Here is a 14,418-nt window from a genome sequence, read left to right on the forward strand (position 1 = left end):
CCCATCCGCACCGCCCCTTTCCCCGGTGCCGCCCACCCCGCGCCAGGTATAGTGAGCGGGCCCCCCTCAACCGCGTCGGCGTCGCCCGGGCCACCCCGACGCGTTTCAGCCGCTTCATCCTGGTTAGTTCGAAGCGTTGAGGCATCCTTCTGACGAACCCGTCCCGGGAGGGTTCGACAGTGAGCTCGCCGTCCGGCCGCCCGGTCGAGGTCTCTCGACCGGGCGGCCGGATCGAGGACACCCGGCTGCCTCACGATCACACGGGCTCGGTGAGCATCTCGTCCCGCAGACGGGCGCAGCAGCCGCTGATCAGCCGGGAGACGTGCATCTGGGAGATACCGAGCTGCTGCGCGATGCAGCTCTGCGTCATTCCGCGGAAGAACCGCAGGTAGAGGATGGTGCGCTCGCGTTCGGGGAGCGCGCGCAGGCACGGCTTGACGGACTCGCGGTCGATGACGAGATCGAAGCCGAGGTCCGGACCGCCGAGGGCGTCACCGAGTGAGAACCCGTCGTCGCTGCCCTGGAGCTCGGCGTCCAGCGAGAGCGTGCTGAAGCAGTCCAGGGCCTCCATGCCGACGAGCACGTCCTCCTCGCTGAGGTGGGCGTACTCGGCGATCTCGGCGACGGTCGGGCTGTGCCCGGAGACCTCCTGCGAGAGGTCCTTGGACGCCGAGCGCACCCGGTTGCGCAGGTCCTGGACGCGGCGTGGCACGTGCAGGACCCACATGTGGTCGCGGAAGTGCCGCTTGATCTCGCCGGTGATGGTGGGGACGGCGTAGCTCTCGAAGGCGTTGCCCCGCACCGGGTCGTACCGGTCGACGGCCTTGACGAGGCCGAGCGCCGCCACCTGGCAGAGGTCTTCGAGGGACTCGCCCCGCCCCCGGAACCGGACGGCGATCCGCTCGGCCATGGGCAGCCACGCCTGGACGATCTCGTCGCGCAACGCCTGGCGCTCCGGCCCGTCCTCGAGCGTCCAGAGCCTCTCGAACGCCTCGGCTGTGTCGGGGGCGTCGTCGTGTGGGTGTTGCTTCGTTCTGACGGTGATGCGCATGCGCGTCGCATCTCCCTCCAAGAGTGACCAGGCAGTCACCATGGGAGGGCGCGCATTCGAACCGTACGGGAGACACCCGGGGCCTGGCGCGCCAGCTCCCACGGACGTGCCTCCTGTCCGAAGCACTAAACAGTCATTTCCCTCTTTCAGCCTGAACGAAACAATGAGGACTAATCGCCTGCCGGGCGGGGGGTTCGCTCGTACGCCGGCGGACGAAGCGGTGGGTTCTCCCGTCCGGCCCGGGGAACCCACCCCGGATGGGTGCTCTCCTCGCGCTGGCGTCGGCGGTCGTGTACGGCGTCGTCGACTTCGCGGGCGGGGTGCTGTCCCGCCGGGTCCACTTCGCCGTGGTGAGCTTCCTGGGACAGGTCGGCGGGCTGGTCCTGGCGGTCGGGATCGCGCTGCTCGTCCCGGCGGCGCAGATGCGGTCCGCGGACCTGCTGTGGGGGGCGGTGTCGGGGGTGGGCAGCGGTGTGGCGATGCACTTCCTCAACCGTGGGCTGAGCCGCGGGAGCATGAGCGTCGTGGTGCCGGTGAGCGCCGTCACGGGAGTGGCGCTGTCCGTGGTGTGCGGTGTCCTCTTCCTCGGGGACCGGCCCACCCTGGTGGCGTGGCTGGGCATCTGCGTCACGGTGCCGGCGCTGTGGCTGGTGTCCGGCGGCACGGGCGCCCGCGCCGAGGGCACGGCACGGGTGCCGGTGGACGGGCTCCTCGCCAGCCTCGGGGTGGCCGTGCAGTACATAGGCCTGGCCCAGGCGGGCGCGGCGAGCGGGGTGTGGCCCGTGGCCGCGGGGCGGCTGGCCGCCGTGCTCCTGCTGTTACCGAACGCCCGTCGGCACGCGCCGCGGTTCCGGCAGCCGCCGGAGGCCTGGGGCAAGGCCCTCGCGATCGGTGCGGGCGCCGCCCTCGGGCTCATCCTGTACCTGTGGGCGGCCCAGCGGCAGATACTCGCTCTCGCCGTCGTCCTGGCCTCCCTGTACCCGGCGGTCCCCACCCTCCTCGGCGTGACCCTGCTGGGCGAGCGGGTGTCGCGTGGCCAGGCGGTCGGCCTGGCGAGCGCCGCGGCGGCGATCGTCCTGCTGACGCTCGGGTGACCGAGGGCCAGGGCCGCCCCGCGCCCGTCGCCTCGCGGTTGCGGTCGGGCCCTTCCCGCGACGGCTGCCCCCGTGTCGGGCCGCTCCCCCGACGGTTTCGTATGTGCCGGGCCGCTCCCCCGACGACTTCGTACGTGTCGGACTATTCCTTCGACCTGGCGTAGTCCTTCGCCATGCCGCCCGCGAAGTCGTACACCACGCACTGTTCGTCACCGACGACCCAGGCGTCGTGTCCGGGCGGGACGACGTAGGCCTCGCCGGCTTCGAGCTCGGCCTCCTCGCCGTCGTCCATGCGAACGCGCATGCGCCCCTGGACGATGTATCCGTTGTGGTGCACCTGGCAGCTCTCGGTGCCCACGATCGGGGCCACGGACTCCGTCCAGCGCCAGCCGGGCTCGAAGGTGGCCACGGCGAAGTCGAGTCCGGTCAGGTGGACCGCCTCCAGGTGGCCGCGCGGGTAATCGCGCCGCTCGTCGGGCTTGCCGACCATTTTCGCCTCGATCATGACGGCTCCCTCCGTTCCGGCCGTTCGGGTTCTCTCTCCATCGTCCGCCTGTCAAACCGGCGGTGCCATCCGGGGGACAGCGGCGGCCGGTGTCCCCCGTACGGTCCCGGGGACCTCACAGATCCAGGCTGACGAACCCGTCGTCCTCGTCCGGCCCCGGTGCCGTCACCGTGTAGCCGAAGCGGTCCTTGAGCGCCTCCACGTTCCACGTCGCGGCACGGTCGCGGTAGTTGAAGACGATCTCCTTCTCGGAGCCGCCGTGCTTGAGGATGCGGGCCATGGCGATGTCGTCGGGGTGGGCGTGCCGGGCGCCGCTCGTGGAGATGAGGTAGCGGTCGCAGTCCAGCAGCCCGAGCAGTTCGTTGGAGAGGTTGTGGCCGCTGCCGTGGTGGGCGACCTTGAGGGCGTCCACGTGGAGGCGTCCGCCCTCGGCCTCGGCCCGGGGCCGCAGCGACGCCACGAGCCGGCGGTCGTCCGCGTCGCCGGTGAGGACGAGCCGCCGCCCCTCGTACTCGAAGAGCAGGCCGATGCTCGTGAGGTTCGTCTTCGACGTGTCCGGCTTGAACGGGGACGCGGCGAGCTGGTCGACGTCCACCCCGCCGAACTGCTCGAAGCCGGGGACGGGCGGGAGTTCGTCGGGGTCACGGCCCGGGATGAGGCCGTGCCGGGCGCACTCCTTGACCCAGACGGGGGCCAGCCGCTCCAGCTGCCCCCGGTCGGGCGAGAGCACGTCCAGCGTGGACCCGTCGTCGAACCAGCCGAGCGGCCGACCGACCTCGACGCCGCGCCCGCCGAAGGCGTCGTTCCACGGCGCCTGTCCCGTCAGGAGGGTGCTGGTGAGCTTCTCGCCGTCCTGGGCTCCGAACCCCTCGGTGTCGAGGAGGTGGTCGAAGCCGTTGAACCACACGTCCCCGAACTCCACCGGCCGGTCGGGGTCGGCCATCAGCGCGAGCACGCCCAGGATGTGGTCCTGGTCGACATGGGTGACGACGAGGACGTCGACGAGCCCGTCCAGAGCGGCGAGCGTCGGCTTGACGCGCGGGTACGTGCCCGTGCGGCCCCCGTCGACCAGGACGCGGTGCACGAAGGTGTCGTCGCCGTACTGCAGGAGGAGGCAGTCGCCGTCCTCGCCGGGCATCATCGTGAACCTGATCATCGCTGCCTCACCGGGATCATCCCCCCTCGTCGCCCCCCGCCTGATCACTGCTGCCTCCCCCTGAGTGCCACGATCACGAACGGTTCCCGCGTGTCGACGTGGTACGACAGCCTGCGGGCGTCGTTGAAGCGGTGCGCGCACTCCAGGTCGTAGGGGAACTCGGCGAGCCCGTGGATGAGCCGGCTCAGGCCCAGGGTGAACAGGGGCACGCCACGGTCGAAGGCCTCCACGAGCGCGTCCCGCGCCTCCCACCGCTCCCTCTCGGTGTGCGCCCGGCGCAGGTGCCGCATCGCCCACAGCACCGATCCGTCGCTGAACCAGTCGAACCCGCTGCGGAGCCGGTCGAGCCACGGGTCCCAGCGCTGCGGCTCCTCCGTCAGCTCGCTGCCGACCAGGACGTACGCCCCGGCCACGGCGGCCAGCGGGTTCCCCATCTCGCCGTAGAGCATGGACTCCGCGTCCCGGACGAGCGTCGCGGCCGCGTCGAAGGCACCGCGGGCCATGTACCCCAGGGCGGGCCCGACGCGGCGGTCGCGCACCGTCACGGAGACGGCGCTGCCGGTGGGGCTCTGCCGCTCGTTGACGAGCACCTCGACCTGTGCGGAGCCCCACGGCACCGGAAGGGTGACCAGGTACTCGACGTCGTCCAGGGAGACGACGAGGAACTGGCGGCGCCCCGTGGGCTCGCGGAACGTGGGCTCGCCCCGCTCGTCGACCGGGCCGTGCGGGCCGAAGCGGTAGAGCCGGGAGGCCGGGTCGCCGAGATCGAGGCTGGGGACGGAGTGCGGCACGGACCGTGCGATGTCCAGCGCGGCCGGCTCCCTGACACGCCGGTCGGACAGGGCGAGCGTGTGGGGGAAGTGCCAGCCGGCGGCCGTCGGATCGCCGACCCACGCCGCCTGTTCGATGCCGCTCGACACGGAGCGCGATCCACGGGAGCGGGGCACCGGGACGGACTTGTCGTCGTGATACGCCTCGTAGGGCTCGATGTTGCCCATGAGGTACTGCCAGGAGTGCGACTCGTACGGCGACCGGCCGGAGCGGAGTGTCACGGAGGTCTCCGCGCCCTCGGGTGCCTCGACGTCCTTGGAGAGCACGATGCCGGAGGGCAGCGTCGCCGAGACGACGTAGTGGCCGGCGTCGACCTCGTACCGGGCCGGCGGTGCCGAGGTCCCGCACGGGAAGAGGACGTTGCGGTGGGCGGCCCGGCCTCCGGCGGACGGGTAGATGCTGCCGACGATCTTCGCCCCGTCGGAAAGATCGGGTTCGTGGAGGTTCAGCGCGACAGTCACGCTGAGGCCGGCGCTCATCATGTCTCCAGGTGCACACGTCGGAACACGGGCCGTACGGTGACGGACTTGGTCAGCACGTGGTCGCCGAGCCGCGCCTCGAAGTCGTAGGTACCGGTGCGCAGTTCGATGGCCCACTCGCTCTCCGGGTCGGTGTCGTCCACGTCTGCCAACGCCCGGCGCAGCCGTTCGCAGCCGCCCTCGCTGCACACGAACTCGGCCTCGGCGTTGTCCTGGGCGGGCTCGCAGCCCACGTACACCGGAACGACCGGCGGGCCGGGCAACTGGTGGAGGACGAACACGGGGAGTTCGCCGACCGAGGGGACCTGGACGCCCGCGACGGCGCCGGCGAAGCAGGGCTGGTGCAGGAAGTGGTCGATCGCCTCCAACAGATGGGAGGTGTTGACCCGCCAGTCGCCCTCGGGGTCGTCGCTCGCCGCGCCGGCGAGGCTCCTGAGCAGGGCCTCCGTGAACAGGCTCACCTGCCCGGGGCGCGCGTGCGACTGATCCCCGGCCAGCGTGGCGTAGTACGGGATGTGGAACCGCCGCGGCAGTTCCAGTGGACGGGTGCCCGCCCCGAGCGGCAGCTGCCCGGCGAATCGCGTGCCCGAACTCTCGATGAGGACATCGGAGTTGGAGCGGCAGGCGTCCACGAAGAACACCTGTTGGGTGGCCTTGCAGCGTTTGAGCCCGTTCATCAGGCCCGCGAAGTCGAGGGCGCCGTTGAGCGGGTTGTGCTCGTCCTCGAAGATGTCGGCGGCCAGCAGCGACATGTCCTCTCCCTGCGATATTCCGTGTCCGCAGAAGTAGAAGACGAGACGGTTGTCGATGTGACTGTTCCCGCGGTCGTACCACTGCTTGACCGCCTCCAGGATGTTGCCGATCGTGGCGACGTCGACATCGTGGGGTGACCGGGTCCGGGGGTTCACGTACGGGGCCGGCTGGTCCTCGCTCAGCAGCAGGGCGACGCTGCCGAGCGGCTTGAGCGGATCGTGGTACTCGGCGAGCAGCCAGTTCGCGAAGGCGCGCGCCGAGACGGGAGGCGAGCTGAGCTGCCGCATGCCGTCGGGGTCCGCGACCGGTGCCTGGCCCCCGGCCAGCCGTGGGTACTTGCCGACGCCGATGACCAGCGCGTGGGTGCACGGAGGGCCGGCGTCGCCGTCGAGATGGATCACGGAACCGGCCATGGATCCTCCGGTGGTTCCCCTGCGATGCCGCTGTGCTGGAACCTGCGCACAGAGCAGCATTTCTCTTACTATATTCCGTAGAGAAAGATGTGTCCTGATAGGCCGTTAAAGAAGCGATTCGGCGGCTTAGGAAGCGAACTAAAAGGACCGATTTCAACTGGGGTTCGCCATGACCGAGGCACCTGTCGGAAGAAATCTCGTGATCTGTCTGGACGGCACGGGAAACCAGTTGAAGGCGAAAGGGAACACGAATGTGGTCCGGCTCTTCGAGATGCTGGACCTCTCCGACCCCGAGCGGCAGATCGCCTACTACGACCCCGGTGTCGGCACGTTCTCGGCGGCCGCCGCCTGGACGCCCGTCAGCCGCGCCCTGTCCAAGCTCTTCGGCCTCGCCTTCGGCTCGGGCCTGAAGACCAACCTGGCCGAGGCGTACACGTATCTGATGCGGCACTACGAACCGGGCGACCGCATCCACGTCTTCGGATTCAGCCGCGGCGCGTACACGGCCCGTGCGCTCGTGGGCATGCTCAGGGCGGTCGGGCTGATGCGGCCGGGCATGGAGAACCTCGTCCCGTACGCCGTGTCCGTGTACGCCAAGAACAAGGACTGGGCGCAGGACGACTGGGACCAACTCCACCGTTTCACCAGGGCGTTCTGCCAGTCCACGGACGGGCGTTCCGCGATTCCGGTGGAATACCTGGGCATCTGGGACTCCGTGAAGGCGGCGGGCATCCTGCGGTGGAACCTGCACTGGCTGTACACCCGCCGCATCCCGAACGTCCGCCGGGTCCGCCACGCCGTGTCCATCGACGAGAAGCGCAGACCTTACCGGGAGTACCTGGTCACCTCGGGCGACACGGAACGACCCGTGCCCGACTCGGTCGAGCAGGTGTGGTTCGCCGGGGTGCACTCCGACGTCGGCGGGACCTTCGAGGACGACCCACGGCTCGCCACCATCGCCCTCAAGTGGGTGGTGGACGGCGCCCTCGACGCGGACCTCCTGCTGAAGCCCGGCGCGTACGCCCACGAACTGGGGCTCGCCCCCGAGTACGCCTTCGGCAGGAAACACCGCCCGGGCGGGGTCTGGGCCCTGCTCACCTTCCGGCGCCGTCACCTGCCGCTTGATGCGCACGTGCACGCGAGCGTCGGAGCGCGAGTGGAGAGGGATCCGGCGTACGGGGCGCGCATTCCCGGCACGGTGACCTGGTCGGACAAGGACTGGCTGGTGGCGCACGGTTGATCCCCCCACCCCCGGGGCTCCGCCCCGGACCCCGTTCCTCCGGCCTGCCGGTCGTGCTCCTCGAACGGGCACCGGACCAGACCCGGTTCGGGTCGGTGGGCATCGACTTCGCGGCCGACATGCGGCAGGGCGTGGCCCATCTGACGGAACGCGGACACCGGCGGATCGGCATGCTGGACTGCGCGCTGCCGGGAACGCGCAGCCCTCGTGGCGACTACTTCCTCGCCGAGGCACGGGCTCACGGACTGCCGGTGGGTCCGGACTGGCTCGTCCTGTGCGGCGGCCACACCCTGGCGGGAGGGGAACAGGCCCTTGAAGAACTGCTGGAGCGGCATCCGGACGTGACCGCCGTCGTCGGCTGCAACGACCTCGTCGCGATCGGTGGCATGCGTGCCGCTCGCCGACGCGGCCTGCGAGTGCCCGAGGACATCGCCTTCCTCGGCGTCGACGGGCTGACCCCGGGTGAACTGGTCGAGCCGGCACTGAGCACCCTGTGCATCGACAAGCGCCAGGTCGGCCGCCTCGCCGTCGAACAGGTGGCTCAGATGCTCGAAGGCAAGGAGCCCGCGGTGGGAGAGGGCGCGTGGGTCGTACCGGAACTGATCGTCCGTGCGTCGACGTGACGCCCACCGGCCCGTTCCCGCTCTGAGCACGGCCCGCCAGGGCCGAGGCTCAGCGGGCGGGCCGGTGGGCGGCCGACCGGATCGACCGTCTCCTTGTTCGACTGAGCCCGGCAGGCCGCGTCCGTCGGATACCGGTCAGCGGCCGTCCCCGGTGTCGTCCTCTCCCGCCTCCAGGAGGTTGGCCGCGGCGCCGATGATCCGTGGATCGGGGGCGCCGACGACCTCATCGTCCTTGTCGGTGTAGTCGAAGCGGGCCAGCACACTGCGCATGGCCTCGACGCGGGCCCGCTTCTTGTCGTTGCTCTTGACCACGGTCCAGGGCGCCTGGTCGGTGTCCGTCTCACGGAACATGGCGACCTTGGCGGCGGTGTAGTCGTCCCAGCGGTCCAGCGAGGCCAGGTCCATGGGGCTGAGCTTCCACTGCCGTACGGGGTCGACCTGACGGATCGTGAAACGGGTGCGCTGCTCACCCTGCGACACCGAGAACCAGAACTTGACCAGGTCCACGCCGTCGTCCACGAGCATCCGCTCGAAGGCGGGCGCCTGACGCATGAAGCGGCGGTACTCGTCGTCCGAGCAGAAGCCCATCACCCGCTCGACACCCGCCCGGTTGTACCAGGACCGGTCGAACAGCACGATCTCGCCCTCGGTCGGCAGGTGCTCGACGTACCGCTGGAAGTACCACTGGCCGCGCTCGCGCTCGGTCGGCTTCTCCAGCGCCACGACGCGGGCGCCGCGCGGGTTGAGGTGCTCGGTGAAGCGTTTGATCGTGCCGCCCTTGCCGGCCGCGTCACGGCCCTCGAAGACGATGACGAGCCGCCGGCCGGTCTCCTTGATCCAGCTCTGCAGCTTCAGCAGTTCGATCTGCTGCAGCCGCTTGTACCACTCGTACTCCGGGCGATCCATGCGCTGCTCGTACGGGTAGTTCTCCCGCCAGGTGTCGACCGGGCTGCCGTCGGGACGGATCAGCACCGGGTCGTCCTGGTCGGTGTAGTCGACCCGCAGTCCCGACAGCAGTTCGGTCATAGTCGGCGTCATCTCCAGGGTTCAGAGGTTGTCCAGGGCAAGCGAGACGAGTCAGTGGAACTGCGGCACGATCAGATAGATCCCGTACGCCACCACCGCCGCGCACGCCACGAAGCACAGCGCGGCCTGGGCGAGGCCGAGGGCGTGGGCGCCGCCGCCGTCCGTGCGCGCCTCCTCGAACCGGGCGAGGCCCAGCACGCCGAGAGCGAAGACGACGACCACGCCGACGGTCACTCCCGTACTCACCGCGGCCACTTCGCCGAGAGCGGTCCAGTCCAGATGCATCGCTTGACTCTCCTGGTTCAGGCGGCCGTACGCACGTCCGCGGGCGCGGCGTTGCGGAGGGTGACCTCGTGGGTGTCGTTGACGTTGTGCGCGTGTACGGGGTTGCGGCGCGACGCGAACACGATGCCGGTGGCGACGGCGAGGGCCGCCAGGGCGATGACCGCGGTGCCGAGGTTCCCGCCGTGCTTGACGACGCTCGCCGAGACCCCGCCCACCAGCGCCGCCGCGGGCAGGGTGACCAGCCAGGCGATCACCATACGGCCGGCCATTCCCCACCGCACCTCCGCCAGGCGCCGGCCGAGGCCCGCGCCGAGGATGCCTCCGGAGCACACCTGGGTGGTGGACAGCGCGAAGCCGAGGTGGGCGGAGGTGAGGATCACGGTCGTCGAGGCGGCCTCGGCCGCGAAGCCCTGCGGGGACTGGATGTCGGTCAGGCCCTTGCCCATGGTGCGGATGATGCGCCAGCCACCCAGGTAGGTGCCGAGGCCGATGGAGAGGCCCGCGGACGCGATCACCCAGACCGGCGGACCGGCGTCGTGGCCCAGCGCGCCCGCCGAGATCAGCGTCAGAGTGATGACGCCCATCGTCTTCTGCGCGTCGTTCGTACCGTGTGCCAGCGAGACCAGTGAGGCGGAGGCGATCTGCCCGGCCTTGAAGCCCTTGGTCACGGACTCCTTACGGGCACGGGCGGTGAGCCTGTACGCGAGGTAGGTGGCCAGCAGAGCCGCGACGCCGGCCACGAGCGGTGAGGCGACGGCCGGGACGAGGATCTTCTCGACCACCTTGTCGAAGTGCACGCCGCCTGAGCCGGCGCCCACCCACACGGCGCCGATCAGACCGCCGAACAGGGCGTGGGAGGAACTGGACGGGAGCCCCAGCAACCACGTCAGCAGATTCCACAGGATCGCACCGACCAGCCCCGCGAAGATCATCGCTGGACTGACCAGTGTGTCGTCCACGATGCCGCCCGAGATCGTCTTCGCCACCTCGGTCGACAGGAACGCTCCCACCACGTTCAGAACTCCGCTGATCAGGACCGCCGTTCTGGGTTTGAGCGCGCCCGTGGCGATGGACGTGGCCATCGCGTTCGCAGTGTCGTGAAACCCGTTGGTGAAATCGAAGGCCAGCGCCGTGACGATGACGACCGCCACGAGGAACGTGATGTGGTCCATTTCTCGATGGAAGCGAGCGCTTTCATACAACGGGCGAACCGCAGGCAAAGATCGGGCATGCCGAAGGGAATGAACTTGCAAGAGTTGCGAAGCGCGCCGGGACAGCGGGGGTCTCGCCCCCGCCGCCCCTACCCATTCCCGTCCCCCCAGGGGCTGCGCCCCCGTACCCCCCATCGGCCTGACGGCCACGTCCTCAAACGCCGGACGGGCTGAGTGTTCAGCCCGTCCGGCGTTTCCTCGCCAGCGCGGTGGAGATCGCCTCCGCCGCCGTGGTCAGGGCCGCGACGATCTCCTGCACCCTGTGCGGTGAGTACCGCACGCTGGGCATGGCGACCGACACGGCCGCGACCGTGTGTCCCTCGGCGTCGGTCACGCCGCGCCCGAGGGCCACGACGCCCCGTTCCGAACGCTCGAGGTTGAGGGCCACACCGCTCTGCCTGACCGCGCGGAGTTCGGCGCGCAGTTCCATGAGGTCCGGACGTTCCTCGGACCCGTCGGCGGGGGCGGGTGCGTACAGCGCGGTCAGTTCGTCGTCGCTGAGGCGCGCCAGCATGACGAGGCCACCGCTGACCTGGTGGGCGGGGAACACCATGCCCTCACGGCTGCCCACCCTCAGCGCCCGCCCGCACTCGACCGACGCGATGAACCGTGCGGTCCGGCCGGTGCGGATGCTGACGTTCGCCGTCTCGTCGAGCGTGTCGACCAGCGTCCTGAGCGGGCCGAGGGCCGCGGCCCGGACGGCCCCGACGTTCGACTGGGCCTTGGCCGCGATCTCCAGGACGGGGCCGGCGCGGTAACTGCGGTCCTCGTTCTGGACGGCGAAGTCCCGGTACACGAGCGTGGAGAGCAGACGGTGGGCGCTGGAGCGCGCCACACCGAGCCGCCGGGCCGCCTCGGACACCGTGAGCGCTCCCTCGACCTGCAGGATCACGGCCAGCTGCAGCGCGTGGTCCACGCTCGTCACGCCGTACGCCGGCGGGTTCTTCATCGACCTGGCCATCGCGACCGCCCCTCCCCGGACCCGTCTTCGGCTGTTCTGAAGCTCTGAAGCTCTGGCCCCTCGCTGTTCTGCTGAGCAGAATCCACTGTTCCAGAAAGAGGCGTACGGCGCACGGTTCCCGTATGACCGTCCAAGAGCCGAACATCGTCTCGCCCGTCTCGCTGACCGCCGAGGACGGGCCGGACCAGCCGCCGGTGACCCCCGAGCTGGAGGAGCTCTACCGGGGCTTCGAGAAGGCCCTGCTGGTTCCGCTGTGGACCCGGATCGGCGACCTGATGCCCGAGCATCCGAAGTCCAGGGCGCTGCCGCACCGGTGGGAGTGGAAGACGCTGCTGGACCTGGCCGCCCGCGCCGGCGACCTCGTGCCCGTCGGCCGTGGCGGCGAGCGGCGTGCCATCGCTCTGGCCAACCCGAGCCTCGGCGGCAGGCCGTACGCCACGCCCACGCTGTGGGCCGCCATCCAGTACCTGATGCCCGGCGAGAACGCGCCCGAACACCGGCACACCCAGAACGCCTTCCGGTTCGTCGTCGAGGGCGACGGCGTGTGGACGGTCGTGGGACGCGATCCGGTGCCCATGCGCCGCGGTGACTTCCTGCCGCAGGCCGGGATGAACTGGCACGCCCACCACAACGCCGCCGACCGGCCCATGGCCTGGATCGACGGCCTCGACATCCCCTTCCAGTACGACATCGAGGCACAGTTCTTCGATCTCGGCCGCGACGAGCTGTCCGGCGAGGAGCACCGGACACCCGACCGCTCGCGCTCCGAACGGCTCTGGGGCCACCCCGGGCTCGCGCCGGTCTCGAGGTTCGGGCCCACCGAGGGCACCCCGCTGCTGCGCTACCGCTGGGAGGACACCGACGCCGCCCTGACCGACCAGCTGGCGCTGGAGCGCGCGGGCCACCCCGGCACCGTCGAACCCGGACACGCCCTGGTCCGCTACACCAACCCCACCACCGCCGGCGACGTCCTGCCGACCATCCGCGCCCAGTTCCACCGCGTTGTCCGCGGCGCGGAGACGGCGCCTCGCCGGGAGACGGGATCGTCGGTCTACCAGGTGTTCGACGGTTCGGGCCGGGTGACCGTGGGCGACTGCTCGTGGCAGGTCCAGCGCGGCGACGTGTTCGTGGTCCCGTCGTGGCAGCCCCTGTCGATCCGGTCCGAGGCGTCCGGATCCGACTCCGACTCCGGTGCGCTCGACCTGTTCCAGTTCGGCGACGCGCCGATCCTGGCCAAGCTCAACCTGTTCCGCACGCACGTCGGCCCCATCGAGGAGAAGCACACGTGAAGCTCGCAACGATCCGTTTCGGTGAACCCGGAGCGCTCGGTGACCCTGGTGGCCGTACCACCGCCGTCCGCGTCGAGGGCGACTCCCTGATCGACCTCGGTCTGCCCGACGTGGGCGCCGTCCTCGCCTCCCCCGGCGGGCTCACGGCCGCCGCGACCGCCGACGGTCCCCGGCACTCCGCCGCCGACGCGGTGTTCGCCCCCCTGGTCCCGCGTCCCGGCAAGGTGGTGTGCGTCGGCCTGAACTACCGGAACCACATCAAGGAAATGGGCCGCGACCTGCCCGAATACCCCACCCTCTTCTGCAAGTTCGCCGACACCCTCATCGGCGCCCACGACGCCATCCGGCGCCCGGTCGAGACGGAGGCGTTCGACTGGGAGGCCGAACTGGCCGTCGTCGTCGGCAGGCAGGTGCGGCGCGCGGACGAGGCGGAGGCGGAAGCGGCCGTCGCGGGCTTCACGGTGCTCAACGACATCACCTGCCGTGACTGGCAGTTCCGTACCCGGGAGTGGCTCCAGGGCAAGAACTGGGACTCCACCACGCCGCTCGGCCCGTACCTCGTCACGGCGGACGAGGCCGGCGGCCCGCGACCCGCGCTCGGCGTACGCTGCGAGGTGAACGGTCGTGTGATGCAGCAGGACAACACCGGTGACCTGCTCTTCGACCCCGTCGACCTGGTCCGCTACGTCTCCACGATGATCCGGCTCAACCCTGGCGACATCATCGCCACGGGCACCCCCGGCGGCGTCGGTCACGCCCGCAAGCCGCCCGTCTTCCTCCAGCCGGGCGACACGGTGGTGACCGAGATCGAGGGCCTGGGCCGGCTCGAGAACGAGGTGGTCCCGGAGGGGACGCGATGAGGGACCTCCCCACGACACTCGCCTGGGTCGCCGAGGGCACCGACCTGTGCCGCAAGGCCCTCGACGGCCTCGACGAGACGTCGTACGGCGCGCCCTCGCGCCTGCCCGGCTGGACCCGCAAGCACGTCGTCGCCCATCTCGCCGGCAACGCCGAGGCGATCGGGAACCTCGTGCACTGGGCGCGCACCGGTGAGCCCACTCCCATGTACGGCTCGCCGGAGCAGCGCCTGGCGGACATCGAGTCGGGCGCCGGGCTGTCCGGCGACCGGCTCACGGCGTGGTTCGAGGAGTCCGCGCGGGCGCTGGCGGAGGCGATGGCCTCGCTGACCGAGCCGCGGTGGCGCGCGGAGGTGGTCACCGCCCAGGGGCGGACCGTGCCGGCGGGCGAGACGCCGTGGATGCGCGCCAGGGAGGTCATGGTGCACGCCGTCGACCTCGGGACCGGGGTGCGGTTCGCGGACCTGCCCGGGGAGTTCCTCGCCGCGCTCCGCGAGGACGTTCTGGCCAGGCGTGGCCCGGGGAACGTCCCGGCCGTCCACGGCAGCCCGGCCGAGGTCACCGCGTACCTCGCCGGCCGTCCCTGCACGGGCGTGACGACCTCCGACGGCTCCCCCGCCCGGCCCCTGCCGCCCTGGCTGTGA

15 protein-coding genes are annotated in these 14,418 nt (G+C 70.7%); 6 read left to right on the forward strand and 9 right to left on the reverse strand.

Annotated elements, in window-relative coordinates:
- Positions 1 to 256: 256 nt before the first annotated feature.
- Complete coding sequence (locus AB0959_RS25755) at positions 257 to 1,051, reverse strand: RNA polymerase sigma factor SigF (protein ID WP_366828913.1); 795 nt, start codon at positions 1,049 to 1,051, stop codon at positions 257 to 259.
- A 257-nt stretch (positions 1,052 to 1,308) separates the two neighbouring features.
- Here AB0959_RS25755 and AB0959_RS25760 point away from each other — a divergent pair, with 257 nt between their 5' ends.
- Positions 1,309 to 2,145: an EamA family transporter gene (locus tag AB0959_RS25760; protein WP_366828914.1), complete on the forward strand. Its 837-nt coding sequence runs from the start codon at positions 1,309 to 1,311 to the stop codon at positions 2,143 to 2,145.
- Between the two features lie 142 nt (positions 2,146 to 2,287).
- Here AB0959_RS25760 and AB0959_RS25765 read toward each other — a convergent pair whose 3' ends face one another.
- The 4 genes from AB0959_RS25765 to AB0959_RS25780 form a co-directional block, all read right to left on the reverse strand.
- The gene (locus AB0959_RS25765) at positions 2,288 to 2,650 is read right to left on the reverse strand and encodes a cupin domain-containing protein (protein ID WP_366828915.1); all 363 of its coding nucleotides are present in this window, start codon (positions 2,648 to 2,650) and stop codon (positions 2,288 to 2,290) included.
- 115 nt (positions 2,651 to 2,765) lie between these two features.
- The gene (locus AB0959_RS25770) at positions 2,766 to 3,806 is read right to left on the reverse strand and encodes a hypothetical protein (RefSeq protein WP_366828916.1); all 1,041 of its coding nucleotides are present in this window, start codon (positions 3,804 to 3,806) and stop codon (positions 2,766 to 2,768) included.
- A 44-nt stretch (positions 3,807 to 3,850) separates the two neighbouring features.
- The gene (locus tag AB0959_RS25775) at positions 3,851 to 5,098 is read right to left on the reverse strand and encodes a hypothetical protein (RefSeq protein ID WP_366828917.1); all 1,248 of its coding nucleotides are present in this window, start codon (positions 5,096 to 5,098) and stop codon (positions 3,851 to 3,853) included.
- 17 nt (positions 5,099 to 5,115) lie between these two features.
- Positions 5,116 to 6,282, reverse strand: a complete 1,167-nt coding sequence (locus AB0959_RS25780) for a caspase family protein (protein ID WP_366828918.1) — start codon at positions 6,280 to 6,282, stop codon at positions 5,116 to 5,118.
- A 169-nt stretch (positions 6,283 to 6,451) separates the two neighbouring features.
- Between AB0959_RS25780 and AB0959_RS25785 the strand changes: the two genes are divergently transcribed.
- The gene (locus AB0959_RS25785; protein ID WP_366828919.1) at positions 6,452 to 7,522 is read left to right on the forward strand and encodes a DUF2235 domain-containing protein; all 1,071 of its coding nucleotides are present in this window, start codon (positions 6,452 to 6,454) and stop codon (positions 7,520 to 7,522) included.
- Positions 7,519 to 8,145, forward strand: a complete 627-nt coding sequence (locus tag AB0959_RS25790) for a substrate-binding domain-containing protein (protein ID WP_366828920.1) — start codon at positions 7,519 to 7,521, stop codon at positions 8,143 to 8,145. Before AB0959_RS25785 ends, AB0959_RS25790 begins: the two co-directional genes overlap by 4 nt.
- Positions 8,146 to 8,280: 135 nt before the next feature.
- Here AB0959_RS25790 and ppk2 read toward each other — a convergent pair whose 3' ends face one another.
- The 4 genes from ppk2 to AB0959_RS25810 form a co-directional block, all read right to left on the reverse strand.
- On the reverse strand, positions 8,281 to 9,171 hold the full coding sequence (gene ppk2, locus AB0959_RS25795) for a polyphosphate kinase 2 (RefSeq protein WP_366829037.1): 891 nt from the start codon (positions 9,169 to 9,171) through the stop codon (positions 8,281 to 8,283).
- Positions 9,172 to 9,222: 51 nt separating this feature from the next.
- Entirely contained in the window at positions 9,223 to 9,456 is a 234-nt protein-coding gene (locus AB0959_RS25800; RefSeq protein WP_366828921.1) for a hypothetical protein, read from the reverse strand.
- 17 nt (positions 9,457 to 9,473) lie between these two features.
- A complete protein-coding gene (locus AB0959_RS25805; protein ID WP_366828922.1) occupies positions 9,474 to 10,628 on the reverse strand; it encodes an inorganic phosphate transporter in 1,155 nt (384 codons plus the stop codon).
- A gap of 217 nt (positions 10,629 to 10,845) precedes the next feature.
- A complete protein-coding gene (locus tag AB0959_RS25810; protein WP_366828923.1) occupies positions 10,846 to 11,628 on the reverse strand; it encodes an IclR family transcriptional regulator in 783 nt (260 codons plus the stop codon).
- Between the two features lie 122 nt (positions 11,629 to 11,750).
- On the opposite strand from AB0959_RS25810, the gene AB0959_RS25815 reads away from it, so the two are divergent.
- From AB0959_RS25815 to AB0959_RS25825, 3 genes are read left to right on the forward strand one after another with little or no spacing between them, the layout of a single operon-like run.
- Positions 11,751 to 12,917 carry a cupin domain-containing protein gene (locus AB0959_RS25815; protein ID WP_366828924.1) on the forward strand — a complete coding sequence of 389 codons (1,167 nt, stop codon included), beginning with the start codon at positions 11,751 to 11,753 and terminating at the stop codon, positions 12,915 to 12,917.
- On the forward strand, positions 12,914 to 13,777 hold the full coding sequence (locus AB0959_RS25820) for a fumarylacetoacetate hydrolase family protein (RefSeq protein ID WP_366828925.1): 864 nt from the start codon (positions 12,914 to 12,916) through the stop codon (positions 13,775 to 13,777). The genes AB0959_RS25815 and AB0959_RS25820 overlap by 4 nt, the downstream gene beginning before the upstream one ends.
- The gene (locus tag AB0959_RS25825) at positions 13,774 to 14,418 is read left to right on the forward strand and encodes a maleylpyruvate isomerase family mycothiol-dependent enzyme (protein ID WP_366828926.1); all 645 of its coding nucleotides are present in this window, start codon (positions 13,774 to 13,776) and stop codon (positions 14,416 to 14,418) included. The genes AB0959_RS25820 and AB0959_RS25825 overlap by 4 nt, the downstream gene beginning before the upstream one ends.

The organism is Streptomyces sp. NPDC046862 (assembly GCF_040704615.1).
Classification (GTDB): domain Bacteria; phylum Actinomycetota; class Actinomycetes; order Streptomycetales; family Streptomycetaceae; genus Streptomyces.

Coding starts and splice junctions, on each gene's coding strand:
- AB0959_RS25780 (WP_366828918.1), bottom strand. CDS start 6,282: ATGGCCGGTTCCGTGATCCATCTCGACGGCGACGCCGGCCCTCCGTGC.
- AB0959_RS25755 (WP_366828913.1), bottom strand. CDS start 1,051: ATGCGCATCACCGTCAGAACGAAGCAACACCCACACGACGACGCCCCC.
- AB0959_RS25825 (WP_366828926.1), top strand. CDS start 13,774: ATGAGGGACCTCCCCACGACACTCGCCTGGGTCGCCGAGGGCACCGAC.
- AB0959_RS25800 (WP_366828921.1), bottom strand. CDS start 9,456: ATGCATCTGGACTGGACCGCTCTCGGCGAAGTGGCCGCGGTGAGTACG.
- AB0959_RS25810 (WP_366828923.1), bottom strand. CDS start 11,628: ATGGCCAGGTCGATGAAGAACCCGCCGGCGTACGGCGTGACGAGCGTG.
- AB0959_RS25770 (WP_366828916.1), bottom strand. CDS start 3,806: ATGATCAGGTTCACGATGATGCCCGGCGAGGACGGCGACTGCCTCCTC.
- ppk2 (WP_366829037.1), bottom strand. CDS start 9,171: ATGACCGAACTGCTGTCGGGACTGCGGGTCGACTACACCGACCAGGAC.
- AB0959_RS25815 (WP_366828924.1), top strand. CDS start 11,751: ATGACCGTCCAAGAGCCGAACATCGTCTCGCCCGTCTCGCTGACCGCC.
- AB0959_RS25765 (WP_366828915.1), bottom strand. CDS start 2,650: ATGATCGAGGCGAAAATGGTCGGCAAGCCCGACGAGCGGCGCGATTAC.
- AB0959_RS25805 (WP_366828922.1), bottom strand. CDS start 10,628: ATGGACCACATCACGTTCCTCGTGGCGGTCGTCATCGTCACGGCGCTG.
- AB0959_RS25760 (WP_366828914.1), top strand. CDS start 1,309: ATGGGTGCTCTCCTCGCGCTGGCGTCGGCGGTCGTGTACGGCGTCGTC.
- AB0959_RS25785 (WP_366828919.1), top strand. CDS start 6,452: ATGACCGAGGCACCTGTCGGAAGAAATCTCGTGATCTGTCTGGACGGC.